We start from the raw sequence: 22081 nt of genomic DNA on the forward strand, positions 1-22081 counted from the left end.
TAGCGAAATTCCTTGTCGGGTAAGTTCCGACCTGCACGAATGGCGTAACGACTTCTCGACTGTCTCAACCATAGGCTCGGCGAAATTGCACTACGAGTAAAGATGCTCGTTACGCGCGGCAGGACGGAAAGACCCCGGGACCTTTACTATAGCTTGATATTGGTGTTCGGTTCGGCTTGTGTAGGATAGGTGGGAGACTGTGAAGCTTGGACGCCAGTTCAGGTGGAGTCGCCGTTGAAATACCACTCTGGTCGAATTGGATGTCTAACCTCGGTCCGTGATCCGGATCAGGGACAGTGTCAGGTGGGTAGTTTAACTGGGGCGGTTGCCTCCAAAAATGTAACGGAGGCGCCCAAAGGTTCCCTCAGCCTGGTTGGCAATCAGGTGTCGAGTGCAAGTGCACAAGGGAGCTTGACTGTGAGACAGACATGTCGAGCAGGGACGAAAGTCGGGACTAGTGATCCGGCACTGGCTTGTGGAAGCGGTGTCGCTCAACGGATAAAAGGTACCCCGGGGATAACAGGCTGATCTTGCCCAAGAGTCCATATCGACGGCAAGGTTTGGCACCTCGATGTCGGCTCGTCACATCCTGGGGCTGGAGTAGGTCCCAAGGGTTGGGCTGTTCGCCCATTAAAGTGGCACGCGAGCTGGGTTTAGAACGTCGTGAGACAGTTCGGTCCCTATCCGCCGCGCGCGCAGGAGACTTGAGAAGAGCTGTCCCTAGTACGAGAGGACCGGGACGGACGAACCTCTGGTGTGACAGTTGTCGTGCCAACGGCACTGCTGTTTAGCTACGTTCGGCAGGGATAACCGCTGAAAGCATCTAAGCGGGAAGCTCGCTTCAAGATGAGGTCTCCCACAGGGTCAACCTGGTAAGGCCCCCGACTAGACCATCGGGTTGATAGGCCGGAAGTGGAAGCCGAGCAATCGGTGCAGCTGACCGGTACTAATAGGCCGAGGGCTTGACCACAAACTGCTGCTGACTCCGGCTCCGCCGGAAAGGCATGCGCGTCCACTGTGCGGTTCCCGAGAAGCGGTCGGGAACCCGAACCACTTCCCGCAACGACCACGCGGGAAGCGGGTGCACCACCACATCTCCATAGAGTTACGGCGACCATGGCGAAAGGGAAACGCCCGGCTCCATTCCGAACCCGGAAGCTAAGCCTTTCAGCGCCGATGGTACTGCACGGGAGACTGTGTGGGAGAGTAGGACGTCGCCGGACAATCTTTGACGAGGCCCATCCACCCAGTGGATGGGCCTCGTCGCGTATGGGCCCAAGATATGCCGCAGGAGGCAGGACAGCATGGTGGTTCCCCAGGAGGATGCTGTAGGAGGCGGTGCCGGCCGCGCTGCGCGACCGGCACGCTCTGGCCCGGGCGCCGCACCATCGCGGCCGGGCCTGGGGGGCCGGGGGGCGGGCCGCGCCGCCCGGCCCGCTCGGGGAGACGTCCCGCCGGGTGATCCCGCCCGGGGCGGGCGGTCCGGCCGGCCATCCGGTGGGCCAGCCGCGGGTGCTCGCGGAAACCCCCAGAAGGCGAGGCAGCAGGGCGGCCGTCCGTCTGCCGGGCGGCCCGACGTGAGCCGCGAGCAGCTCGAGCAGCGGGTGTACGACCCGCGGCGCGAGGAGCGTCGCAAGGCCACCCGCGTGGCCCTGCCGGACGACATCGACCCGCGCATGCTCGACCCGGAGGTGCGTAAGGAGCTGCGCAGCCTTTCACGCGAGACCGGGGACCTGGTGGCCCGCCACCTCGTCGTCACGGGACAGTTGCTCGACGAGGAGCCGGACCGGGCGCTGACCCACGCTCGCGCAGCTCGCGCGCTGGCCGGGCGGATCGGCGTGGTGCGCGAGGCGGCCGGGCTGGCTGCCTACGCGGCCGGGGAGTGGCCGGAGGCGCTGTCCGAACTCCGCGCTGCCCGGCGGATCACCGGCCAGCCGGACCACCTGGGCATCTGTGCCGACTGCGAGCGGGCCCTGGGTCGGCCGGAGCGTGCGCTGGCCTACGCCGATGACCCGGACGTAGCCCGGCTGAGTCAGGACCAGCGGGTGGAGTTGGTCATCGTGCTCGCCGGTGCGCGTCGTGACCTCGGGCAGCACGATGCCGCGGTGCTCACGCTGCAGGATCCGGCTCGTCGGACAAGCGAGAAGCGGCCGTGGGCGGCCCGGCTCTGGTATGCCTACGCCGACGCCCTGCTGGCGGCAGGGCGGACGGCGGAGGCGAGGGACTGGTTCGCGCGAGCGGCCGACGTCGACCTCCACGGGGCCACCGATGCCGGCGACCGGGTCCTCGGGCTCGACGGGGTCGTTCTGGAGGACCTCGACGGGGACGAGCCTGCAGAGCGGGAGGATGTGCCGGGCCCGCAGGAGCTGGCGGAGTACGCCCGCAGCATGCAGCCCCTGGCCCAGGTGCCTGCTGAAGCGCCTGCTGAGCCGCCTGCTGAGCCGCCTGCCCCGCTGCTGGGCGCCGGACCGGACAGCGGCGGGGCAACCCGGAGCCGCGGGACACCGGGGATTGCAGAATCCCCGCGCAGCGGCGTCGTGCCGCCGCCCTTCATCGCCGCCCCGGCCGGGGACGAGGAGCACCCGACCCTGTTCGATTAGCCCGCGGCACCCACGCCGACCTGCTCTGCGTGGGAGGGAGGACGTGCACCTGCCCTGACCGGCTGCACGGCGACGTCAACACCGTGCGGCATCGGCGGTTCGATCCGGACGGTGCGGCCGGACGTGCACGTCCTCGCTCCCGGTACGGACCCGGAGCGGGCGCAGGTCGCCCTGTGGCGACGCGCGTCCACAGGGAGGCTGCTCGTCCACATGCGGGCGGGCACACCGCACCCGACAGCTCGGGGCGTCGCATCGTCGTTCCTGGCCGCCCGTCGGTGGCGGCGGAGGGAGGAGCGGTGCGATGGCGGCACGGGCAGTGCAGGCGCAGGTGCAGGAGGAGGCGCAGCCGGCCACGGTCGGACGCAACGAGGTGCTGCTCGTCGGCCGGGTGTCGGGGGCGCCGCAGGAGCGTGAGCTGCCCAGTGGGGATGCGCTGGTGTCGTGGCGGGTGATCGTCGACCGTCCGGCGCCGCGGCGGGCCCCGCCGGAGGGGGTGCGCCGGATCGCGATCGACACGCTTGACTGTGTTGCATGGACGGCGGCGCTGCGCAGCAAGGCGCGCAGGCTGGTGGATGGCGACATCGTGCACGTCGAGGGGGCGCTGCGGCGGCGTTTCTGGCGGGCCGGGGCGGGGGCGACGAGCCGCACCGAGGTGGAGGTCGGGCAGCTGCGTCGGCTCGCCCGTCGCGAGTCGGCGTAGACCCGCCGCCAGCTGCCGTGGGACCCGTCGCGAGTCGGCGTAGGAGCCGCCAGCCGCCGTAGGACTCTCCTCCAGGCGGCGCTGCAGACGCGTTCAGGCGTCTCGGTGGTCGCGGATGACCAGGCCGGTGCTGGGCTTGGGCGTGAACAACGTCGACTTGCGGGGCATCCGCTCGCCCGCTCCGGCAACCGCGGCGACCGCCTCGACCGGCGTCGGGTTGAGCAGCACGGCCGTCCCACCGGTGCGGGAGGCGGCGGCGAGCGCCGCCTCGGCCGAGTGCTCGTAGCCGACGTGCTCGATGTCGTCGGGCAGGCCCCACAGCGCGGTCACCAGGTAGGCGTGCAGCACGCTGACGTCCAGCGCTGCCCAGGCGGCCGAGCGGCCGGGCGGCACCGCCGCGGCGAGCTGCGCCGGGTCGGGTTCGGTGACCAGGTGCAACTCGGCGCCGTCACCGGAGGAGAGCAGGAAGGCCGCACCGCGGGTGCCGGCTTCGGCCAGGGTCGCCAGCGCCTCGTCCAGCCCGCCGGTCAGCCGGCGTACGGCCGCGCCTACGGCGGTGCGGAGCGCGAGCTCGGCGGCCGGCACCCCGGGGAGGTAGCGATGGATGGGATGCACCTGCGGGCCGAACGCGGTGGCGTCCACCAGCAGACACAGCCCGAAATCCCACGGACCGGGCCCGGCGCCGGCCTCGTGTCGTGCCGCCTGGCGGCGCAGGTAGGTGGCGTAGCGGTGGTGCCCGTCGGCGATCAGCGCCCTGCGGGGGTGCAGGTCGTCGGCGACGGCGGCCAGTGCCGCGCGGTCACTGAGCGCCCACAGCCGGTGTCGCAGGCCGTCGGCGAGGACCGCGTCCGCCAGCAGCGCCGGACCGGTGTCGCCGGGGCCCGGGTCGTCCACCGACGCGACGGCCCGGCTCGCCGCGCCGCCGCCGTCGTACACCAGGAAGATCGGCTCGAGGTCGGCGTCGGCCGCCGTGTAGAGCGCCAGCCGGTCGCTGACCGGTCCGGCCATCGTGTTCTCGTGCGGCAGGACGATCTCGTCCTCGGGTGGAGTGAGGGCGAGTGCCCCGAGCAGCCCACGCTGCACGTGGCCGTCCGGGGCCGCCTGCTCGTACACATACAGCGCGGGCTCGGGATCGGGCACCAGGATGCCGTCCGCCCGCCACCGCCGCAGCGTCGCCGCGGCCCGCGCGTAGCGGTCCTGCCGGGCATCGGTGCCGTCGCGTGGGAGGATGAGGCGTACGACGTTGTGCTCGCTGACTGCCTCGAGCGCGGCCACCCCGTCGGCGTCGATCACGTCGTACGGCGGGGAGGTCAGTGCGGCCAGGCCGCCGGAGAGCGCCGGGTCGTAGCGCAGCGCCCGGAAGGGCGAGAGCACCAGGCCGCCCGGACGGGGAAGGGAGCAGGACGCGGGACCCACAGGTGACGGGTCCTCGGGCCCAGGCCCGCTCTGGAGGCTGCCGATGCTCATGCGGCGACACTAGAGGTGCGGCCCGCACCGCACGACGAGGACGACCCAGGAGGAGACGGCGTGTCTGAGAGCCGGTACGACCCGAGGTACGACCCGCGCGCGCCCGACGAGGAGCGCCCGCGCCCGTTCTCCGACCTGCCGCCGCCGCCGGCCGACGTGGTGCCTTCCGGTGAGGTCTACGACTGGTACATCCGCGGCTGCGACCTGCTCGACAACGGTGACACCAACGCGGCCGTCCAGCTGCTCAGCCACTGCGCCCAGGCCGAGCCGGAATCGCGTGCGATCCGCGAGGCGTTGGCCCGTTCGCAGTTCGACATCGGGATGTACGACGAGGCCCGCGAGAACTTCGAGTGGATCATCTCGGTCAATCCGGCGGACGACTACGCGCAGTTCGGCCTCGGCCTGGCCGCCACCAAGGCCGGCGACCTGAAGTCGGCGGTGGAGCATCTGGCGCTGGCGGCGGCGATGCGCCCGGACATCGCCTACTACTCGACTGCGCTGCGCGGCGCGCGCGCAGCGCTGACTGCGGCACAGCGCTGACCACCTTGACGGAGCGGGGCCACCGGCTCGGCTCCTGTGACCGGCCGCTCACCGACCGTTACGACGCGGTGCTCTGCGATCTGGACGGCGTGCTCTACCTCGGCGACGAGCCGGTCGTGCACGCCGCCGCGACCGTGGCCGCGGCCCGTGCGGCGGGTATGCGCTTCGCCTACGTCACCAACAACGCCTCGCGCGCACCCGCGGTCGTGGCCGAGCAGCTGGCCTCCCTCGGCATCCCGGCGGAGCCCGCGGACGTGGTCACCAGCGCGCAGGCCGCAGCACGCATGCTGGCGCTGCACCTGTCTCCGGGAGCGGCCGTCCTGGTGGTCGGGAGCGACGCGCTGGCCGACGAGGTCGCGGGCGTCGGCCTGCGGCCGGTGCGGACCGTGGACGAGGCGGGGGAGCAGGGTCCGGTGGCGGTGGTGCAGGGGCTGTCGCAGACGATCGGCTGGCCGGAGCTCGCCGAGGCCGCCGTCGCTCTGCAGCGCGGCGCCCTGTGGGTCGCCGGCAACACCGACACCACCCTGCCGACGCCGCGCGGACCGTTGCCGGGCAACGGTGCGTTCGTCGCCGCGCTGCGCGCGGTCACCGGCAGGGAGCCGCTCGTCGCCGGCAAGCCGGACCCGGCGCTGCACCGGCTCTCGATGGAGCGGGTCGGCGCAACCCGCCCGCTGGTGGTGGGGGACCGGCTGGACACCGACATTCTCGGGGCCGTGCGAGGCGGTGCGGACAGCCTGCTGGTGCTCACCGGGCTGGCCGACGTCGAGCAGCTGGTGCAGGCGCCATCGGGCAGCCGCCCGACCTACGTCGCCAGCGACCTGCGCGGCCTGCTGGAGCCGCACCCTGACGTCCAGGTCGACGGAGCCGGCGCCCGTTGCCGAGGGGCCACCGCGACGTACCAGGACGGCGTCGTGCGGTCGTCGGACAGCTCCGACGACGGGTTGCGGGCGCGGGTCGCGCTGGCCTGGAGCTGCGCCGACCAGGGTCTGCCGGTGGCTCTCGGGTGACGAGCGGCCGGTATCGGGGGTTCGGTTGCCGCAGGCCAGCCGTGGCGCGGCGGGTCAGAGCAGCGCGCGGAGCTTGAGCAGGTCCAGCGGGCTGGCCTGCACCTTGAGCCGGCCCGTCGCCCAGGCCGCCGGCGCGGACAGCTCGCCCTCGACCAGGGCCACCAGGTCGTCGCTGTCGGCGACCAGGCGCACCTGGGCACCTTCGGTGTCCGCGCCGTCGCGGCAGCGAAGCCGGCTGATGCCGTCGTCGTCGAGGGTGGCAAGGAATACCACGTCCAGGTCGGGCACCCGGCAGGCGAGCGTGCGCTGGACGACGTGGCGGGCACGCACGTCCGGGTCGATGGCGGCGAGACGCTCGGCGAGCCCCTGCAGGGCCAGCACGCACTCCTGCAGCGTTGCCAAGCCCAGCCTCCCGTCCGCCGACCCGTGCGCCTTTCCCGGGGCGCGGACGTTCCACGCTACTGCCGGCTCTGCGCTGAGTCCCGCGGTAGCGTCCGGCTCCTCGAGGACAGGGGGCCGCGACGTGGACGACCAGCAAGGCCGAGAGGTGAACGAGGTGCCGGCCGGCGTGGCGACAGCGCTGAGCCGCCTCGAAGCGCTCGGCGGAAGGCCCGTCAGCGAGCATGTCGAGGTGTTCGACGAAGCGCACCGGCTGCTGCAGGACGCGCTCGCAACCCTCGACGAGGCCTGAACTGGCCCGCCGCGCCCGGCTCGACGCCGAGCTCGTCCGCCGCGGCCTGGCCCGCAGCCGTGAGCAGGCCGCCGAACTCGTCGCCGCGGGACTGGTGAAGGTCGGCGGCACGACCGCCACCAAGTCGGCGACCGCCGTCGAGCCGGCGACCGCGCTGCTCGTCGAGCAGCCCGCCGGCCCGTCGTACGTCTCGCGGGGCGGGCACAAGCTGGCCGGCGCGCTGGACACCTTCGGCTACCACCCGGCCGGAAAGCGGGTGCTGGACGCCGGGGCGAGCACCGGTGGCTTCACCGACGTCCTGCTCCGTCGCGGCGCCGCCCACGTGGTGGCGGCCGACGTCGGCTACGGGCAGCTGGCCTGGTCGCTGCAGACCGACGAGCGGGTGACGGTGCTCGACCGTACGAACGTGCGGGCGCTCGAACCCGAGCAGATCGGCGACCCGGTCGACCTGGTCGTCGCGGACCTGTCGTTCATCCCGCTCGGGCTGGTCCTGCCGGCGCTCGTGCGCTGCTGCACGCCCGCCGCCGACCTGCTGCCGATGGTCAAGCCGCAGTTCGAGGTGGGCAGAGAGGGGCTGCCGGCCGGTGGGGTGGTGCGCGACCCGGCGCTGCGCGCCGCGGCGGTACGCGGGGTGGCCCGGTCAGCGGCCGCGCTGGGCCTCGGCGTGCGGGCCGTCACGGCCAGTCCGTTGCCCGGCCCGAGCGGCAACGTCGAGTACTTCCTGTGGCTGACGGCCTCGGCACCGCCGCTGGACGAGGACCTGCTCGCCGCTGCCGTGGCGGCAGGTCCACAGTGAGCGCGGCCGGCGAACTGCCTGCGCCGGTGCAGGCGGTTCGGCACCGTCCCGGTGCAGCTGCCGCGGCCCGGCGGTGACAAGGTGTCCGCCGTGACCCGGTCCATCCTGCTGCTGACCCACACCGGCCGCCGCGACATCGCCGAGACCGCGCGGCACGCCGCCCGTCGGCTGCAGGACGCCGGCATCGAGGTGCGGGTGCTGGCGCAGGAGGCCGCCGACATCGGCCTGACCGGCATCCAGCACTGCGACGGCGGTCCGGGCTCTGCCGACGGTGCCGAGCTGGTGCTGGTCCTCGGCGGTGACGGGACGATCCTGCGCGCGGCCGAGCTGGCCCGGGCGGCCGCCGTACCGCTGCTCGGGGTGAACCTGGGGCGCATCGGCTTCCTGGCCGAGGCCGAGTCCGCCGACCTGGACGTGACGATCGACCGGATCCTGGACCGGGACGTGGAGATCGAGGAGCGGATGACCCTCGACGTGGACGTCGTCCTCGACGGCGAGCTCGTCGACACCGGCTGGGCGCTCAACGAGTGCAGCGTCGAGAAGGCAGCTCGCGAGCGGATGCTCGAGCTGCTCGTCGAGATCGACGGCCGGCCGCTGTCGCGCTGGGGCTGCGACGGGGTGGTGGCCGCCACGCCGACCGGCTCGACGGCCTACGCCTTCTCCGGTGGCGGCCCGGTCGTCTGGCCGACGGTCGAGGCGCTGCTCGTGGTGCCGATCAGTGCCCATGCGCTGTTCGCCCGGCCGCTGGTCGTGGCGCCGTCCTCGGTGATCGCCCTCAACGTCCTGCCGACGGGGACGACCGCCGGCATGGCCTGTGACGGCCGGCGCACACGGGACCTGCCGCACGGTGCGCGCGTCGAGATCCGCCGGGGGAGCGACCCGGTGCTGCTCGCGCGCGCCCCCGGCATGCCCTTCACCGACACGCTGGTCCGCAAGTTCGCGCTGCCGGTGGAGGGTTGGCGCGGCGTACGGGAGAACGTCCGCCGCGCGACCTAGTCTGCGGGGCGTGTTGGAGGAGATGCGGATCCGCGGTCTCGGTGTCATCGACGACGCCGTCCTGCAACTCGGGCCGGGGCTGACGGTGGTGACCGGGGAGACCGGCGCCGGCAAGACGATGGTGGTCCAGGGGCTGAGCCTGCTGTTCGGCGGTCGTTCCGACGCCGGCCGCATCCGTCCCGGCGCCGAGCGGGCGCTGGTCGAGGGCCGGCTGGTGCTGCCGGTCGGCTCTGCCGCCCTCTCGCGGGCCGCCGACGCCGGTGCCGAGCTCGATGACGATGCCCTGCTGGTCAGCCGCAGCGTCGGCGCGGATGGCCGCTCCCGGGCCCATCTCGGTGGCCGCAGTGTGCCGGTGGGCGTCCTGGGCGAGCTGGGCGAGAGCGTGCTGGCGCTGCACGGGCAGAGCGACCAGCAGCGCCTGCTCAAGCCGGCTCAGCAGCGCGCGGCGCTGGACCGCTACGCGGGCGCGCCGGTGGTGTCGCTGCGGGAGCGTTTCGCAGCCTCCTGGGCGCAGTGGCGTGACGTCCGCGCGACGCTCGAGCAGCTGCGGGCCGAGGCCGCCGAGCGGGCACGCGAGGCCGAGCTGCTGCGGCTCGGGCTGGCGGAGGTCGAGGCGGCCGCACCCGCGCCGGGCGAGGACACCGCGCTCGTCGCTGAGATCGAGCGGCTGGCCAACGCCGACGATCTGCGCGCCGCCGCGGCCGGCGCCTCGCAGGCGCTCACCGGCGACGAGTCGGCCCCTGACGCGGGCGATGCGCTCGCGCTGGTGACCGCCGCCCGGCGGGCGCTCGAGACGGCGCCGGGGCACGATCCCGACCTCGCCGCGCTGGCCGCCCGGCTGGGCGAGCTCGGGCACCTGGTGAGCGACGTGGCGCTGGAGCTGTCCTCCTACCTCGCCTCCGTCGACGCCGACCCGGTGCGGCTGTCGGTCGCGCAGGAGCGGCTCGCCGTCCTGACCGCCCTGGTGCGCCGGCACGGCGCCGCCGACCTGGACGGTGTGCTGGCCTGGGCCGCCCGCGCCTCGGACCGGCTGCTCGAGCTGGACCGGACGGACGATCGGGTCGCCGCGCTCGAGGAGCAGGACACCGCCCTCGAGAGGTCCCTCGGTCCGCTGGCGGCGGAGCTCAGCGCCGCCCGCGTCGCCGCGGCCACCCGGTTCGGCACCGCGGTCAGCACCGAGCTGGCGGAGCTGGCCATGCCGCAGGCCCGGGTCACCGCGCAGGTGACGCAGCGCGAGGAGCCCGACGGGCTGCCCGTCGGGGGGCACCGGCTGGCCGCCACCGCCGACGGCGTGGACGAGGTCGAGCTGCTGCTCGAGCCGCATCCCGGCGCCCCCGCGCGGGCGCTGCAGAAGGGCGCGTCGGGGGGTGAGCTCTCCCGCGTGATGCTGGCGGTCGAGGTCGTCTTCGCCGGGTCCGACCCCGTACCACTCATGGTCTTCGACGAGGTGGACGCGGGCGTCGGGGGCCGTGCGGCCGTCGAGGTCGGGCGCCGGCTGGCCCGGCTGGCCCGGGAGCACCAGGTCCTCGTCGTGACCCACCTACCGCAGGTCGCCGCCTTCGCCGACCGACACCTGCAGGTGGTCAAGGACAGCGACGGTTCGGTGACGCGCAGCGGTGTGGTGCCGCTCGACGACGCGGAACGGGTGGCGGAGCTGTCCCGGATGCTGGCCGGCGCCGATACGGGGCTGGCCCGCGGCCACGCCGAGGAGCTGCTCGTGGCGGCGGCACAGGAGCGCGCCGGGCAGGCCTGACCCGCGGCGGTTCCGCCCGCGCGCCTGTCGAGCCGGACAGGGCTGCTCTGGCAGACTCGACGGCGATGAGGCTGGTGACACTGCGACGCAGCCGGAATGCCGAACGGCTGCCCGGCACCGTCGGCGTCGCCCGGCTCGACCGCCGTACCAAGAACCTCACCAGGCGGTTGCGGCCGGGCGAGATCGCCGTCGTGGACCATGTCGACATCGACCGGGTCAGCGCCGACGCGCTGGTCAACGCCAAGGTGGCGGCCGTCGTCAACGCGGCCCCGAGCACCAGCGGGCGTTACCCGAACCTCGGGCCGGAGATCCTGCTCGCGGCCGGGATCCCGCTGCTCGACCGCGTAGGGGACACCGTCTTCGGCGAGCTGCGCGAGGGTGACGTCGTCCGGCTCGACGGCGACACGCTCTACGACCATCGCGAGCGGGTGCTGGCCACCGGCACGCCGCAGGACGCCGAGTCGATCGGGGCCGCCGCGGCCGAGGCCCGCGCGGGCTTGGCCACCCAGCTCGAGGCCTTCGCCGCGAACACCATGGAGTACCTGCTCAAGGAGCGTGACCTGCTCCTGGACGGCGTCGGGGTCCCGGAGATCCGCACGAAGCTGGAGGGCCGGCACGCGCTGATCGTCGTCCGCGGCTACGACTACCGCGAGGACCTGCGGGCGCTGCGGCCCTACATCCGGGAGTACCGTCCGATCCTGATCGGCGTGGACGGTGGCGCGGACGCGCTCGTCGAGGACGGCTACACCCCCGACCTGATCGTCGGGGACATGGACTCGGTCTCCGACGAGGTGCTGCGCGGCGGCGCCGAGGTCGTCGTGCACGCCTACGCAGACGGGGACGCCCCCGGACTGCAGCGGGTGCAGGACCTCGGCGTGCAGGCGATCGTCTTCCCGGCCGCCGGCACCAGCGAAGACGTCGCGATGCTGCTGGCCGACGAGGCGGGTGCGTCGCTGATCGTCGCGGTGGGGACGCACGCGACGCTGGTGGAGTTCCTGGACAAGGGCCGGCAGGGGATGGCCTCGACGTTCCTCACCCGGCTGCGGGTCGGTGGCAAGCTGGTGGACGCCAAGGGCGTGAGCCGGCTCTACCGCCAGCGCATCTCGGGCTGGTCGCTGGTGCTGCTGGTGTTGGCGACGCTGGTCGCCATGGCCGCGGCGGTGTCGGTGTCCGCTGCGGGTCAGGCCTACGGCAGCCTGCTCACCGATGTCTGGGCCAGCTTCGTCTTCTGGATCCAGGGGCTGTTCTAGATGGTCGACTTCCGCTACCACCTGGTGTCGATCATCGCGGTGTTCCTGGCCCTGGCCGTCGGGATCGTCGTGGGAACCGCGGCGCTCAACGGCCCGATCCAGGACAAGCTGAACGACAACATCAGCCGGTTGACGTCGGACAAGCGGGCGCTCGAGGCCGATCTGCGTGGGCTGCAGGGGGAGCTCACGGCCGCCGACGCGTTCGCCACCGCCTTCGGCCCGCAGCTCGTGGACGGTGCGCTGGAGGACCAGCGCGTGCTCTTCGTGACGACGCCGCAGACCCCCACCGATCTGGCCGAGCGGCTGCGCCCGCTGCTGAGCGACGCCGGCGCCACCGTCACCGGTTCCGTGGAGGTGCGGCCGACGCTGGCGGACCCTCAGCAGCGCCGGCTGCTCGAGGACCTCGTCGCGCAGGTGCTGCCGGCCGGTGTCGAGCTGCCGGACGGAGACCCGGTGGAGCGGGCCGCCGCCGAGCTCGCCGCGGCGCTGACCCACGGACGCCAGGACCCGGTCGACCGGGGTGAGGCGCAGGCCGTGGTGTCCGCCTTCCAGGAGGCCGGCCTGATCGGTTTCAGTGCGGATCCGGACACCAAGGACACGATCGCCTCCGCCACGGTCGTCGTGCTGCTCGCCTCGCCCGGCCTGGGTCGGGAGCCGGGGACCGCGGAGCAGCAGCAGCTCGAGGCGCTGCTGACCGTCGCCGCCGCCTTCGACACCCGCTCGCGCGGGGCCGTCCTTGCCGGTCCGGCGCAGTCCGCGGTGGACGGCGGGCTGATCCGCGCGCTGCGCACCTCCTCGACGCTGGCCCGCGGCGTGTCCTCCGTCGACAACGCCGACCGGGGCCCCGGCCGGATCGCGGTGGTCCTGGCGGTGGCCGAGCAGGTCGAGAAGGGCGTGGGGCAGTACGGCGCTGGGCCGGGTGCGTCCGCACCACTGCCGGCTGCGGCGACGTCGTGACCGACCGGCCCCGGTGAGCCCCGCGGCGGGCGCGCGAGCCGCCGCCGTCGGAGCCATGACCGCCCGGGTCGTCTGGATGACCCTGACCGCCCGGCCGCCCGGCGGCGCGCAGCGCTGGGAGCGGGTCAACCACCGCGGCCGGCCGCTGTCCTTGCTGTCCGGCCCGGCCCTGGTGGCCGCGCTCGCGGCCTCCACCGACCTGCCGCGCGCCGCCGCGGTCGTGGCGGCTGTCGGCGCCGGAGCCGTCGGCGGTTACGACGACGCCACCGGCAGCCGCTGCCCCCAGGACAGGGGGCTGCGCGGGCATGCCGCCGCGCTCCGCGCCGGCCGGCTCACCGGGGGGGCGGTGAAGGTCGTCGGGATCAGCGCGGTCGGCCTCCTGGCGACCCGGCTGCTGGGACGCACCCGTCCCGTCGACCTGCTGCTGGGCGGCGCCGTGGTGGCCGGCAGCGCGAACCTGGTGAACCTGCTCGACCTGCGGCCCGGCCGGGCGCTGAAGGCCGGCGGCGTCGCGGCGCTGCTGCTCGGCCAGCCCGGCCCCGCCGCCGCGACCGCCGCCCTGCTGACCGACGACCTGCACGAGCGCGCGATGCTGGGTGACGCCGGCGCCAACGCGCTCGGCGCCGTCCTGGGTCTGGCGCTGCTGCAGCGGCACCCGGAGCGGCGCCGCGCCGCCCTCGCCGTCCTCGTGGGGCTGACTGCCGCGAGCGAGATCGTGTCGTTCAGCCGGGTCATCGACGCCGTCGCGCCGCTGCGTTGGGTCGATCGGGCCGGTCGGCTGCCGTGAGGCCGCTGGCCAGGGGACTGTTGGGGGCGGCCGCCGGCATCGCCCTGGTCACCGTCGCCGCCCGCGTGGTCGGCTTCGGGCGCACGGCGGTGCTGTCCCGCACCCTGGGCACCTCCTGCGTCGGCGACGTCTACTCCGCGGTCAACGCCGTGCCGAACGTCGTCTTCGAGGTCGTCGCCGGCGGGGCCCTCGCCTCTGTCGTCGTGCCGGTGCTGGCGGGCGCCGTCGCGTCCGGAGACCACGCGGCGGCATCGCGTACGGCCAGTGCGTTGCTGTCCTGGACGGTCGCGCTGCTCGTGCCGGTCGCGCTGCTGGGTGCGCTGGCGGCGCCGCAGATCGTGCGGGCGCTGCTGGGTCCCGACCCGGCCTGCGCGGCTGCGGTCGGCAGCGGCAGCCGGATGCTGGTGGTGTTCATGCCGCAGGTCGTCCTGTACGGCATCGGCGTCGTGCTGACCGGCGTGCTGCAGGCACATCGGCGCTTTCTCGGCCCGGCGCTCGCGCCGCTGCTGTCCAGCCTCGTCGTGGTCATGGCCTACCTGGCCTACGCCGCGCGCGGTCCGGTCGAGGACGTCGCCGCGCTGCCGCGCGGGCAGGAACTCGTGCTGTCGGTCGGCACGACGCTCGGCGTCGCGGTGCTGGCGCTCAGCCTGCTCGTGCCGCTGCGCCGCTGCGACCTGCGGCTGCGGCCGACCTTCGCCTTCCCACCCGGCGTGGCTGCCCGGGTCCGCCGGCTGGCCGGCGCGGGGGTCGCCGGCCTGGCCGCCCAGCAGCTCGCACTGGTCGTCGCGCTGCGGCTCGCGCTGGGCGGCTCGCCCGGCTCCGTCGTCGTGTTCGCGGTGGCGACCGCGCTGTTCCTGCTCCCGTGGGCGGTGCTGGCCGTCCCCGTCGCCACCAGCGCGTTCCCGGCGCTGTCGGCCAGTGCCTCCGCCGGCCAGGAGCAGGAGTACGCGGCGGTCGCCCGGCGGTCGCTGCGCGTGGTGCTGCTCGCGATGACGCTGTCGGCGGCGGTGCTCGCGGCGGTGGCCCGGCCGGTCGCCCGGCTGCTCGTGCAGGGTGCGCCGGGGGTGGAGAGCAGCGAGGTCCTGGCCCGCGCGACGCTGGCCTTCGCGCCGGGACTGGTCGGCTACGGGCTGCTGGCCCTGCTCGGGCGTGCGCTCTACGCGCGGGGGGACGCTCGCACGTCCGGGGCCGCCACCGTCAGTGGCTGGCTGGCGGTGGCGGCCGCCGACGTGCTGCTCGTGCGCGCGTTGCCGGAGGTCGACCGGGTGGTGCTCCTGGGGGTGGGCAACACCATCGGCGTGAGCGTGGCGGGGGTCCTGTTGCTGGTGGGCCTGCAGCGGGCCGCCGGCCCTACGGCGCTGGCCGGCGCCGGTCGCTCGGCGCTGGTCGGCATCGTGGCCGGCGCCGTGGCGCTGGGCGGCACCGGGCTGCTCGACCTGCCGGCCGGGGGGGTGCTGCGCGACCTGCTCGGCGCGCTGCTCGCCGCGGGAGTCGTCGCCGGCGTCTTCCTCGCCGTCGTCCGGCTGCTCGATGCCCCCGGGCTGCGGGCCGTGCGAGGTGGCTGACGTGCGGGTGCTGCTGGTGCTGGCCACGAGCACCGGCGGCGTCGGCCGGCACGTCGCGTCGCTGGCGGCCGGGCTGGTGGCCCGGGGGTACCGGGTGACGGTGGCCGGGCCGGCGTCCAGCGGTGAGCTGTTCGACCTGCCATCGCACGAGGTGGTGGACATCGGGACCGGCCCGCGTCCGGTGCGGGATGTGGCGGCGGCGGCGCGGTTGCGTTCCCTGGCGCGCAGGTCCGATCTCGTGCACGCGCACGGGCTGCGGGCCGGCGCGCTCTCGGCGGTGTCGCCGCGGCCGCTCGTCGTGACGCTGCACAACCAGGTCACCGGCCGGACAGCCGCAGTACTCGAGCATCTGGTCGCCCGGCGGGCAGACGTGCTGCTCGCCGCGTGGGCCGACCTGGCGGCCCGGGCTCGCGAGGTGGGCGCCCGCGACGTGCGGCTCGCGCCGGTCTCCGCGCCGCCGCTGCTGCCGAGCGGTGTCGATCCTGGGCTCGGGCATCCGCTGGTGCTCGCCGTCGGACGGCTGCACCCGCAGAAGGGTTACGACACGCTCGTCACGGCGCTGCCGGCCTGGCCGGATGCGGTCGTCGCGGTCGCCGGGGACGGGCCGCTGCGCGCCGAGCTGGAGCGGGCGGCACCGTCGGTGCGCTGGCTGGGGCGGCGGGACGACGTCGCCGATCTGCTGGCGGCGGCGGACGTGGTGGTGCTGCCGTCGGTGTGGGAGGCCCGCTCGCTCACCGCACAGGAGGCGTTGCGGGCCGGCCGGCCTCTGGTCGCCAGCGCGGTCGGTGGGGTGCCGGATCTGGTCGGGAACGGCGCGCTGCTGGTCCCGCCCCGGGATCCGGCCGCGCTGGCCGCGGCGGTACGCCGGCTGCTCGACGATCCGGCGGAGGCGGCGGCGGTGGCGGCGCGGGGGCGGGCCGTCGCGGCCGGCTGGCCGGACGAGGCCGACACCGTGGCCCAGGTAGCGGGGGTCTACACGGAGTTGCTCTCGTGAGCCGGCCGGCCGGCGGCGGATGCGGCACGGCCCGGCGCCTGCTGCTGCTCGGGCTCCTGCTGGCGGCCTGGCTCGGGCCGGCCGCACCGGCGTCGGCGTCGCTGCTCTGCCTGCCGGACTGCGCTCCCGTGGTGGTCGTCGGTGTTCCGGGACTGCGCTGGAGCGACGTGGGGGCGGCGACCCCCACACTGCAGCGGCTGGCGGGCGAGAGCGCCGTCGGCGCGCTGTCGGTGAAGGCGGTGCCGGCCGTCAGCTGCCCCGCCGACGGATGGTTGACCCTCGGCGCGGGCAACCGCGCCGAGGCGGTCGGCGTCCGGCGTGACCCCTGCGGTGCGGATCTGCCGGGCGCTGGGACGCAGGTGGCGGCCGGCGCCGCGGAGCGCGAGGGGACAGAGCCCGGTGCCCTCGCCCGTGCGCTGGAGAACTCCGGCGGTGGCCCCGGCCGCTGCGTGCAGACGCAGGGACGCGGCCCCGCGCTGGCGACGGGCAACCGGGGCGGTGCCGACGCCGGGCGCGTCGAGCCCTGCCTGGTCCGGCTGCGGGCGGCGCCGGCCGTGAGTGGGGAGGGGGACGGACGTGCCGCGAGCGCACGGGTGGCCGACCGCGCCGTGGCCGCGCTCGTGCCGGAGGCAGCAACACTGCTCGTCGTCGGGCTGTCGGAGGCGCCCGGCGACCGGACCGCGGGGTTGCACGTCGCCCTCGCGCACGGCCCGTCCTTCGCGCCGGGCGCGCTGCGCTCGCCGTCGACGCGGCGGGCGCCCTACGTCCAGCTCGTCGACGTCGCGCCGACGGTCCTGGAGCTGGTCGGGGTGCCGGCCCCCGCCTCGATGACCGGGCAGCCGTGGCGCTCGGCCGGCCCGGCCCCCTCGCCCTCGGCGCTGGCCGGTGTCGCGCTGCAGGCCGAGGTGCACAAGGCGGTGACCGTGCCGTTCTTCGTGACGCTGCTCGCCGCCCAGCTGGTCCTGATCCTGCTGGCCCTGTGGCGGCGGTGGCCGCACCTGGCCGAGCTGATCGCGCTGGGCGGCGTCGCCGCACTGGGTGCGTCCTATCTGGCGAACCTGGTGCCGTGGTGGCGCTCGCCCGCACCGCTGCCCACCCTGCTGGTGGTCGTCGTCGCGTTGGCCGCGGCTGTCGTCGCCCTGTCGATGGCGACGGGCGGGCGGCGGCTGCTGCGTCCGGTGGGCCTGGTGTGCGGCTTCACCGCCGCCGTCCTGCTGCTCGACCTGGTGACCGGCGCGCACCTGCAGATGTCCAGCGTGGCCGGCTACAGCCCGCTGGTGGCCGGCCGCTTCGCCGGCATCGGCAACGTCGCCTTCGGCGTGCTGGCCGCCTCCGTGCTGCTCGCCACCGCCGCGCTGACCCGCCGCGCGCGCACGGTCGCCGCGGTCGGCGTCGTCACCGTGGCCGTCGACGGCGCAGCGCCGTGGGGAAGCGACGTCGGCGGCGTCCTCGCGCTGGTGCCAGCCTTCGTCCTGCTGGCGATGCTGCTGGCCGGCCGGCGCGTCACGCTGCTGCGACTGGCGCTGGCCGGTCTCGCGGGGGTCGCCGTCATCACCGCCTTCGCGCTGGTCGACTGGTCACGACGTCCTGCTGAGCGGACACACCTCGGGCGCTTCGTGCAGGACGTAGCGGAGGGGACGGCGGGCACGTTGCTGCGCCGTAAGGCCGAGGCAGTCCTCGGGCTACTGTTCGCCAGCCCGGTGACCGCCCTGCTGCCGCTGGCCGTCGCCGCCGCGGTCTACCTCCTCGTACGCCCTCCCGCTGCCCTGGAGCACGTCTTTCGGCGGGCGCCAGGCTGGCGGGCCGGTCTGCTGGCGACCGGTCTGGCCGGTGCGGTCGGCTTCGCCGTCAACGACAGTGGCGCCGCGGTGGTGGCACTGGCGCTGGCGGTCGCCGCGCCCGCCACCGCCGCCGTCGTGCTGCGCGCGCGTCGCGCGCCGGAAGTCCCGCCCTCGCTGCTAGCCTGAACCTCCGTGCAGCGGACCGGCCGGTCCGCTCCGAGCACGGGGAGCGACAGTGCCGCGTACGAGCCACCTGTTCGTGACCGGCGGCGTCGCCAGCTCGCTCGGCAAGGGGCTCACCGCCTCCAGCCTGGGCCGTCTGCTGAAGGCGCGCGGGCTCAGGGTCACGATGCAGAAGCTGGACCCGTATCTCAACGTCGATCCCGGCACGATGAACCCCTTCCAGCACGGCGAGGTCTTCGTGACCGACGACGGCGCCGAGACCGACCTCGACGTCGGCCATTACGAGCGGTTCCTCGACGAGAGCCTGCACGGCAGCGCGAATGTCACGACCGGGCAGGTCTACAGCGCGGTGATCGCCAAGGAGCGGCGCGGGGAGTACCTCGGCGACACCGTGCAGGTGATCCCGCACATCACCAACGAGATCAAGGAGCGCGTCCTCGCGCTCGGCGGGCCGGACGTCGACGTCGTCATCACCGAGGTGGGCGGCACCGTCGGGGACATCGAGTCGCTGCCGTTCCTGGAGGCGGCCCGGCAGGTCCGCCAGGAGGTCGGCCGCGACCGCTGCTTCTTCCTGCACGTCAGCCTGATTCCCTACATCGGCCCCAGCGGGGAGTTGAAGACCAAGCCGACCCAGCACTCAGTGCAGGCGCTGCGCACCATCGGCATCACCCCGGACGCCATCGTCTGCCGCTCCGACCGGCCGATCAACGATTCGATCAAGCGCAAGGTCGCCAACATGTGCGACGTCGAACAGGAGGCGGTCGTCTCCGCCGTCGACGCGCCCTCGATCTACGACATCCCGCGGGTGCTGCACGCCGAGGGGCTGGACGCCTACGTGGTGCGCCGGCTCGGGCTGTCCTTCCGCGACGTCGACTGGACCGACTGGGACCGGCTGCTGCAGCGGGTGCACAGGCCGGCGAAGCAGGTGACGGTCGCGCTGGTCGGCAAGTACGTCGACCTGCCGGACGCCTACCTCTCGGTCACCGAGGCGCTGCGCGCGGGCGGCTTCGCCAATGACGCGGGGGTGGAGATCCGCTGGGTGGCCTCGGCCGACTGCGAGACCCCGCAGGGTGTGGTGCGGGCGCTCGAGGGCGTCGACGGGGTGCTGATCCCGGGCGGCTTCGGAGTGCGCGGCATCGAGGGCAAACTGGGGGCGATCCGGTACGCCCGCGAGCGGTCGATCCCCACGCTGGGGCTGTGTCTGGGCCTGCAATGCATGGTGATCGAGGTGGCCCGTGACCTGGCCGGGATCGAGAAGGCCGACTCCGCGGAGTTCGACCCGATCACGCCCGATCCCGTCATCGCGACGATGGCCGACCAGCAGGACGTCGTGGCCGGCGAGCGGGACATGGGCGGCACGATGCGGCTGGGCCTGTGGCCGACGGCGCTGAAGAAGGGTTCGGTGGCCGCGCGGGCGTACGGGGACGACCCGGCGACCGAGCGGCACCGGCACCGGTACGAGGTCAACAACGCCTACCGCCCGCAGCTCGAGGCAGCGGGGCTGGTGTTCTCCGGGACCTCGCCCGACGGCAGGCTGGTCGAGATCGCCGAACTCCCCGCGGAGGTGCACCCGTTCTTCGTCGGGACACAGGCACACCCGGAGTTCCGGTCGCGACCGACCCGCGCGCACCCGCTGTTCTCGGCGTTCGTCGCGGCGTCGGTGAAGAACGCCGAGGGGCGCATGCTGCCGCTCTGACCGGGCGTGCCGGGTCAGCCGACCGGCAGCGCCTTCCGGGCCTTCTTGGCGCTCTTCTTCACCGACTTCCTGGTGTTCTTCGCGGCATCCTTCGTGCCGTCGATCAGCCCGTCGGCGACCAGCGCGAGGCCCACGCCGAGCATCCACACGTCCTTGGCGATCGGCGTGCCGGCCTGCGTGGGTCGGACCCCGTCGGACTCGGTGAGGCCGGGCGTGCTGCGGTACATCTGGAGCAGTCCGGCGCTGAAGGCCGTGAGCGCGGCCCCGGCCACCAGCGGCGACACGAACGGTGTCAGCAGCACCGCACCGAGGGCGATTTCGGTGGTGGAGAGTGTCTTGCCGAACTGCTCGGGGGGCATCTTCGCCAGCGAGGGGGCCTGCGGGAAGGCCCCCGCGGCCATGCTCTGCATGCCTGCGGCGCTGTCCGCGTCCAGGTGGCGCTTGGCGAGACCGGCGTTGAGGATGAAGGCGCCGGTGGCGAGGCGGAGGGGTATGTGGCTCAGTCGCATGGCCTGCCGCTACCCCACGACGACCGGTACCGAACGTCTCGCCGGGACCGACGGCGGGCAGACTGCGGCCATGCCAGGACGTCGCCCCGCTGTTGATCAGGACCAGGACCGTGAGCACGACTACGACGTCGTGTCCTCGGAGACGAGGTACCGCGGGCGGATCATCTCGGTCCGCAAGGACGTCGTGAAGATGCCGGGAGACACGACCTCTCCGCGCGATGTCGTCGAGCATCCCGGCGCCGTCGGGGTCGTCGCACTCGACGGGACCGGGCGGGTGCTGCTGGTCAACCAGTATCGGCACCCGGTCCGCCGCCGGCTCGACGAGCTGCCGGCAGGGCTGCTGGACGTCGAGGGGGAGCCGGCGCTGGAGACGGCCAAGCGTGAGCTGGCCGAGGAGGCCGGCTACGCCGCCGACACCTGGCACGTGCTGGTCGACACGCTGACCAGCTCCGGGATGACCGACGAGGCGATCCGGGTCTTCCTGGCCCGCGACCTGCGCGTGGTCGACCGCGACGTGCAGGAGCACGAGGAGGCCGACATGACCTCCTGCTGGCTCGACCTGCCGGTGGCGGTCCAGCGTGTGATGGCCGGGGAGCTCGAGAACGGCATGGCCGCCGTCGGGCTGCTCGCGGCCGATCGGGCGGCGCGGGACGGCTTCACCGGGCTGCGGCCGTCCGACGCGCCGTGGCCGTCGCGCAAGACCGGCGCCTGAGCCGGGGGCGCGCCTGAGCCGGGGGCGCGCAGGTCTCAGGCGCGCAGGCCCCGCGCCCGCAGCTCCAGCGCGGCCAGCGCCTCGGCCGCCCCCGGCTCGCCGCGCCGCCAGCGCCCGACCGGGTCCGGCCCCAGCCGGGCCAGCTCGGACAGCGGCCGATGCACCGCCGCGCGCAGCGCGAACAGCTCGACGTCGTTCCGCAGCCCGGCGGCAGCGCCCGCCTGCCGCGCCCAGCCGAGCCGCTGCGGCAGCCACCGCTGCAGCGCCCACGCGATCGGGATCCCGGCCAGCAGCAGCGCCAGCACCAGGGCCAGGGTGCCGACCGCCTCCTGCTGCGCCACACCGGCGCGGGCGCCGGCGTCCCCGGCGCCGGCCGCCACGTCCAGCGGCGCGCGCAGGCCGCCGCCCACGACCGGAACGTCGTCGGCCCGCTCGGCCGCCCGTCCCAGCCCGGCTGACAGTCCGCCGCCTGCCTCCTCGAGCTCGCGGCCCGGGGCAGCCAGCCGGCGCACCGCGTCGTACACCAGCATCCCTGCCCGGACCCACACCAGGAGCCACAGTGCGAGGGCGGCGTCGGTGAGCAGCTGACGGATGCGCAGGGGCCCGGTCTCGGCATACCACCTCATGCGGCGGCTCCTGCCCGGTGGGCGAACCCGCACCCGTGCACGAGGTCGGCGCCCTCGCACTGTGGATGCCGCCGGGGCGGGCAGCCGTGCGCTGCAGCATCCTCGCACAGGGACTTAGGATCACGTGATGACCTTGTTGCCTCACGTCATCGTGGCAGGGTATGCACAGCTACCGCAGACGACCGGCGCTGGCGTCCTGCACCGGCACCTCACGATCATCGTGAAGGTCGAGAGACGGACGAGTCTTGTCGTTGATGTTTCTACGTCGCTTGCCACCAGGGTGGCCGACGAGTTCGTGAGGGAGAATCTGCAGGGGCGGACACTCGGCAGCGCCGGGGACGACGAGGACTTCGTGCGCACGATCGAGGAGAACTACATCGGCAACGGCCAGAAGGCCATCGTCGGCGCCTACAGGGACCTGTGTCGCCGGTACTCCCACGGCGGGCGGGGCGTCAGCGACAGCCAATAGTT

Annotated in this window: 21 protein-coding genes and 2 rRNA genes; 19 read left to right on the forward strand and 4 right to left on the reverse strand. The window is 74.1% G+C overall.

What is annotated here, in order from left to right; translation table 11 throughout:
* The 4 genes from WD794_10995 to WD794_11010 form a co-directional block, all read left to right on the forward strand.
* Positions 1-970: ribosomal RNA gene (locus WD794_10995) — 23S ribosomal RNA — on the forward strand; the annotation flags it as partial.
* Positions 971-1106: 136 nt separating this feature from the next.
* A 5S ribosomal RNA gene (gene rrf, locus WD794_11000) occupies positions 1107-1223 on the forward strand.
* Between the two features lie 354 nt (positions 1224-1577).
* Positions 1578-2600: a hypothetical protein gene (locus tag WD794_11005; GenBank protein MEX2290838.1), complete on the forward strand. Its 1023-nt coding sequence runs from the start codon at positions 1578-1580 to the stop codon at positions 2598-2600.
* 301 nt (positions 2601-2901) lie between these two features.
* Entirely contained in the window at positions 2902-3300 is a 399-nt protein-coding gene (locus tag WD794_11010) for a single-stranded DNA-binding protein (GenBank protein MEX2290839.1), read from the forward strand.
* Positions 3301-3393: 93 nt separating this feature from the next.
* On the opposite strand, the gene WD794_11015 is transcribed toward WD794_11010, so the two are convergent.
* Entirely contained in the window at positions 3394-4767 is a 1374-nt protein-coding gene (locus tag WD794_11015; GenBank protein MEX2290840.1) for a DUF1015 domain-containing protein, read from the reverse strand.
* A gap of 60 nt (positions 4768-4827) precedes the next feature.
* On the opposite strand from WD794_11015, the gene WD794_11020 reads away from it, so the two are divergent.
* Together WD794_11020 and WD794_11025 are read left to right on the forward strand one after the other, a co-directional pair.
* Entirely contained in the window at positions 4828-5307 is a 480-nt protein-coding gene (locus tag WD794_11020) for a tetratricopeptide repeat protein (GenBank protein ID MEX2290841.1), read from the forward strand.
* Positions 5308-5312: 5 nt separating this feature from the next.
* Positions 5313-6314, forward strand: coding sequence for an HAD-IIA family hydrolase (locus WD794_11025; GenBank protein MEX2290842.1), 1002 nt, complete (start codon positions 5313-5315; stop codon positions 6312-6314).
* A gap of 54 nt (positions 6315-6368) precedes the next feature.
* Here WD794_11025 and WD794_11030 read toward each other — a convergent pair whose 3' ends face one another.
* On the reverse strand, positions 6369-6716 hold the full coding sequence (locus WD794_11030) for an SCP2 sterol-binding domain-containing protein (GenBank protein MEX2290843.1): 348 nt from the start codon (positions 6714-6716) through the stop codon (positions 6369-6371).
* 145 nt (positions 6717-6861) lie between these two features.
* Between WD794_11030 and WD794_11035 the strand changes: the two genes are divergently transcribed.
* From WD794_11035 to WD794_11085, 11 genes are all read left to right on the forward strand, one after another.
* Positions 6862-7005, forward strand: coding sequence for a hypothetical protein (locus tag WD794_11035; protein MEX2290844.1), 144 nt, complete (start codon positions 6862-6864; stop codon positions 7003-7005).
* A gap of 1 nt (position 7006) precedes the next feature.
* Positions 7007-7801 carry a TlyA family RNA methyltransferase gene (locus WD794_11040; protein ID MEX2290845.1) on the forward strand — a complete coding sequence of 265 codons (795 nt, stop codon included), beginning with the start codon at positions 7007-7009 and terminating at the stop codon, positions 7799-7801.
* Between the two features lie 81 nt (positions 7802-7882).
* Complete coding sequence (locus WD794_11045) at positions 7883-8797, forward strand: NAD kinase (GenBank protein ID MEX2290846.1); 915 nt, start codon at positions 7883-7885, stop codon at positions 8795-8797.
* Between the two features lie 10 nt (positions 8798-8807).
* Positions 8808-10550, forward strand: coding sequence for a DNA repair protein RecN (gene recN / locus WD794_11050; protein ID MEX2290847.1), 1743 nt, complete (start codon positions 8808-8810; stop codon positions 10548-10550).
* 65 nt (positions 10551-10615) lie between these two features.
* Positions 10616-11800, forward strand: coding sequence for a putative cytokinetic ring protein SteA (gene steA, locus WD794_11055; GenBank protein MEX2290848.1), 1185 nt, complete (start codon positions 10616-10618; stop codon positions 11798-11800).
* On the forward strand, positions 11801-12757 hold the full coding sequence (locus WD794_11060; protein MEX2290849.1) for a copper transporter: 957 nt from the start codon (positions 11801-11803) through the stop codon (positions 12755-12757).
* A 55-nt stretch (positions 12758-12812) separates the two neighbouring features.
* Positions 12813-13544, forward strand: coding sequence for a hypothetical protein (locus WD794_11065; GenBank protein MEX2290850.1), 732 nt, complete (start codon positions 12813-12815; stop codon positions 13542-13544).
* Complete coding sequence (locus WD794_11070; protein MEX2290851.1) at positions 13541-15109, forward strand: lipid II flippase MurJ; 1569 nt, start codon at positions 13541-13543, stop codon at positions 15107-15109. Before WD794_11065 ends, WD794_11070 begins: the two co-directional genes overlap by 4 nt.
* Position 15110: 1 nt before the next feature.
* On the forward strand, positions 15111-16103 hold the full coding sequence (locus tag WD794_11075) for a glycosyltransferase family 4 protein (protein ID MEX2290852.1): 993 nt from the start codon (positions 15111-15113) through the stop codon (positions 16101-16103).
* The gene (locus WD794_11080) at positions 16100-18070 is read left to right on the forward strand and encodes a hypothetical protein (GenBank protein MEX2290853.1); all 1971 of its coding nucleotides are present in this window, start codon (positions 16100-16102) and stop codon (positions 18068-18070) included. Before WD794_11075 ends, WD794_11080 begins: the two co-directional genes overlap by 4 nt.
* 49 nt (positions 18071-18119) lie before the next feature.
* Positions 18120-19763 (forward strand): CTP synthase, encoded by a 1644-nt coding sequence (locus tag WD794_11085; GenBank protein MEX2290854.1) that lies wholly within the window; start codon positions 18120-18122, stop codon positions 19761-19763.
* Positions 19764-19777: 14 nt separating this feature from the next.
* On the opposite strand, the gene WD794_11090 is transcribed toward WD794_11085, so the two are convergent.
* Entirely contained in the window at positions 19778-20272 is a 495-nt protein-coding gene (locus WD794_11090; GenBank protein MEX2290855.1) for a hypothetical protein, read from the reverse strand.
* Positions 20273-20342: 70 nt separating this feature from the next.
* Here WD794_11090 and WD794_11095 point away from each other — a divergent pair, with 70 nt between their 5' ends.
* Positions 20343-20984, forward strand: coding sequence for an NUDIX hydrolase (locus WD794_11095; protein MEX2290856.1), 642 nt, complete (start codon positions 20343-20345; stop codon positions 20982-20984).
* A 35-nt stretch (positions 20985-21019) separates the two neighbouring features.
* On the opposite strand, the gene WD794_11100 is transcribed toward WD794_11095, so the two are convergent.
* Positions 21020-21610: a hypothetical protein gene (locus tag WD794_11100; protein ID MEX2290857.1), complete on the reverse strand. Its 591-nt coding sequence runs from the start codon at positions 21608-21610 to the stop codon at positions 21020-21022.
* A 127-nt stretch (positions 21611-21737) separates the two neighbouring features.
* On the opposite strand from WD794_11100, the gene WD794_11105 reads away from it, so the two are divergent.
* A complete protein-coding gene (locus WD794_11105; protein ID MEX2290858.1) occupies positions 21738-22079 on the forward strand; it encodes a DUF3870 domain-containing protein in 342 nt (113 codons plus the stop codon).
* Positions 22080-22081 lie beyond the last annotated feature (2 nt).

The organism is Mycobacteriales bacterium (genome assembly GCA_040902655.1).
In the GTDB taxonomy this organism is placed as follows: Bacteria; Actinomycetota; Actinomycetes; order Mycobacteriales; family SCTD01; genus SCTD01.